Here is a 2987-nt window from a genome sequence, read left to right as displayed (position 1 = left end):
TCCTACAACGCGGAGAGGGGCCATTTCATTTCCTGCCACTCACGTCCTGCGACGTAGGACGCACGGGGAACCATGCACGGCAAGCTACATCTGCCTGATCACCTCCGGCGCAGACCGCCGTCGTTGATGCGGGCCAGCAGGAGCGCCTCGGCGAGGACCGCCTTGCGGAACTCGTCGAGGTGCAGCGACTCGTTGGCGCTGTGGGCCCGGGAGTCCGGGTCCTCCACCCCCGTGATCAGGATCTGGGCCGTCGGGAACAGTTCGGTCAGGTCGGCGATGAACGGGATGGAGCCTCCCATGCCGGCTTCGACGGGGGGCACGCCCCATGCCTCCTCGAGTGAGGCGAGGGCAAGCTGCGAGGCGGGCTCGGACGTGTCGGTCGAGAACGGGCTGCCCGTCTCCCCCGCCGTGAACAGGACGCGGGCACCGAAAGGAGCATTGGCCTCCACATGGTCCTGTACCGCACGCATGGCCTTCTCGGGGTCCTGGCCCGGAGCGAGACGGAGACTGAACTTCGCCTTCGCCCGGGGAAGGAGGGTGTTCGAGGAGAGCGCGACACTGGGGATGTCCATGCCGATGATGGACAGAGCCGGCTTGTGCCAGAGCCGCGACGCGATGGATCCCGTGCCTGCGAGGCGGACGCCGTCGAGCACAGAGGCATCGGCGCGGTAGTCATGCTCGTCGTAGTCCACGGTGGCGGAGTCGCTTCCCTCGAGGCCCGGGATGCGGACATCCCCGGCGTCGTCGTGGAACGTGGAGATCAGCCGCGCCAGCAGGGTCGGCGCGTCGAGTACCGGACCTCCGAACATTCCCGAGTGCACCGCATGGTCGAGCACCTGGACCTCGACGGTGCCGTCCACCAGACCGCGCAGGCTCGTGGTCAGGGCGGGAACTCCCACTTTCCAGTTGCTTGAATCCGCCACCACGATGACATCGGCGGTGAGGAGGTCGCGGTGGGTTTCAAGGAACTTCCGGAACGTGGGCGATCCGGCTTCCTCCTCGCCCTCGATGAAGAGGGTAATGCCCACACCGAAGTCCGTTCCAAGGACTTCGGTGAGCGCCCGCAGTGCGCCGACATGCGCCATGATCCCAGCTTTGTCGTCGGCCGCACCCCTTCCGTACAGGCGGCCGTTCCGCTCGACGGCCGTGAACGGTTCGCTCTCCCACAGGTCGGGGTCCCCCGGTGGCTGGACATCGTGGTGGGCGTAGAGGAGCACTGTCGGCAGGCCTTCCGCTGCGGGACGGCGGGCGACGACGGCAGGACCGCCGGGGACGCCGTCGTTGTCCACACGAAGGATGGAGACGTCGTCGATGCCGGCGTCGCGGATGAGCTGCGCGACGGCTTCGGCGCTGCGGTCGAGCTCGCTCGGGTCGAAAGCCTCCCAGGCGATGCCCCGAATCTTCACCAGGGCGGTCAGCTGCTCGACGATCCGGGGGAAATCGGCGTCGACGCGGGCGCTGAGTGCCGAGGCGCTCGGATGGGTGCGGTGGGCCGTCGGAGCGGCCTGTTCAAAGGATTCCATGGCATCGACCCTACACACGCCGAAGCCCGGATTCACCGCCCACCGAGCTTGCCCAGCCGGCGCCGGTGGAATGGCGGTGCCGGGGCTGAGGGTATCCTGAGAGGGTGTTTGGACGAAAGAAAGACGCCCCAGCGGCGCAGGAAGTAATCGACAGTACCCGTCCCGCGGCGGGAGGGAGTACACGCGTTTCGGGCAAGGGAGCACCCACGCCCAAGCGGAGCGTCCAGGAAGCGGCACGGAAGCGGCCCCTGGTTCCCAACGACCGCAAGGCGGCGCGCGAGCAGGGCAAAACCGCTGCGCGCGACGACCGCGCGCGCATGCGCCAGGCCCTGGACACCGGCGACGAGCGTTACCTCCCGCTGCGGGACAAGGGCCCCAACCGGCGCTACATCCGCCAGTTCGTCGACGCCCGGTGGAACATCGGGGAATTCCTGATGATCGCGGCGCTGGTCTTCGTGGTCCTCAGTTTCTTCCAGTCACTCGCAGTGCAGAGCGCGGTCCTTTTCGCCTTCTGGGTGCTGATCATGGCCGTGATCCTCGACTGCGTCCTCCTCCGGCGCAAGCTCAAGGCCAAGCTCACCGCGAAGTTCGGCGGTCCGCTGTCCGGTGATCTCTGGTACGGCATCACGCGTGCGCTCCAATTGCGCCGCCTGCGCCTGCCCAAGCCGCAGGTGAAGCGCGGCGACTACCCCGCCTGAGAACGATTCGACAGGGTCAGTGCCCCAAGGGTCAGCGCCCAAGGTTCAGTGCGCCAGGGAAAGGGTCAGCGCCCCGGCGGATCCGTCAGCGGAGGCGCTTTGCAAGGCTCCGATTGATGCGGGCGGCCCAGAACGGGCCCTCGTAGAGGAACGCCGTGTACCCCTGCACCAGGGTGGCCCCGGCAGCCAGGCGTGCCTCGACGTCGTCGGCGTCCTCCACCCCGCCCACCGACACGATGGCAAGGTCCTCGCCCACCGCGGTGCGCAGTCTCTTGAGGACTTCCATCGAGCGGGCCTTCAACGGTGCGCCGCTCACGCCGCCGACGCCGAGCGCGATCACGGCCTCGGCGTCCGTGCGGAGGCCGGACCGGGTAATGGTGGTGTTGGTCGCCACGATGCCGTCGAGGCCGAGCTTCAGCGCCAGCTCGGCGACGTCGTCGATATCGGAGTCCGTCAGGTCCGGCGCGATCTTGACCAGCAGCGGGACATGGCGGCCGGCGGCGTGGTCCGCAGCCTTCCGCACCGCGGTGAGCAGCGGCTCGAGCGAGGCTACGTTCTGGAGCAGGCGGAGGCCCGGAGTGTTCGGTGAGCTGACGTTCACCACGAGGTAGTCGGCGGCGGGCGCGAGTTCCCGTGCGCTGGCCAGATAGTCAGCAGTCGCGCGGCGGAGGTCCACGTTCTTCGTCTTGCCGATGTTCACGCCCACGATGGGCCGGTTCGCGCCGTACCGCCGCTGAAGCCGCACCCGCGCCGCCTCCAGGCGGGG

General features: G+C 68.4%; 3 protein-coding genes. 1 reads left to right on the top strand and 2 read right to left on the bottom strand.

Features of this window, described 5'->3' with window-relative positions:
- Positions 1 to 98 precede the first annotated feature (98 nt).
- Positions 99 to 1523, bottom strand: coding sequence for a dipeptidase (locus tag Y705_RS0111035; RefSeq protein ID WP_026532890.1), 1425 nt, complete (start codon positions 1521 to 1523; stop codon positions 99 to 101).
- 104 nt (positions 1524 to 1627) lie between these two features.
- On the opposite strand from Y705_RS0111035, the gene Y705_RS0111030 reads away from it, so the two are divergent.
- The gene (locus Y705_RS0111030) at positions 1628 to 2221 is read left to right on the top strand and encodes a DUF3043 domain-containing protein (protein WP_026532889.1); all 594 of its coding nucleotides are present in this window, start codon (positions 1628 to 1630) and stop codon (positions 2219 to 2221) included.
- Between the two features lie 85 nt (positions 2222 to 2306).
- On the opposite strand, the gene pyrD is transcribed toward Y705_RS0111030, so the two are convergent.
- Positions 2307 to 2987: dihydroorotate dehydrogenase (quinone) (gene pyrD, locus Y705_RS0111025; RefSeq protein WP_026532888.1), on the bottom strand; the 681-nt coding region annotated here is incomplete at its 5' end.

This window comes from Arthrobacter sp. H41, assembly GCF_000520535.1.
Lineage (GTDB): Bacteria > Actinomycetota > Actinomycetes > Actinomycetales > Micrococcaceae > Arthrobacter_D.
Note: the sequence above shows the minus strand (reverse complement) of the source record. Positions and strands in the feature narration are given on the sequence as shown.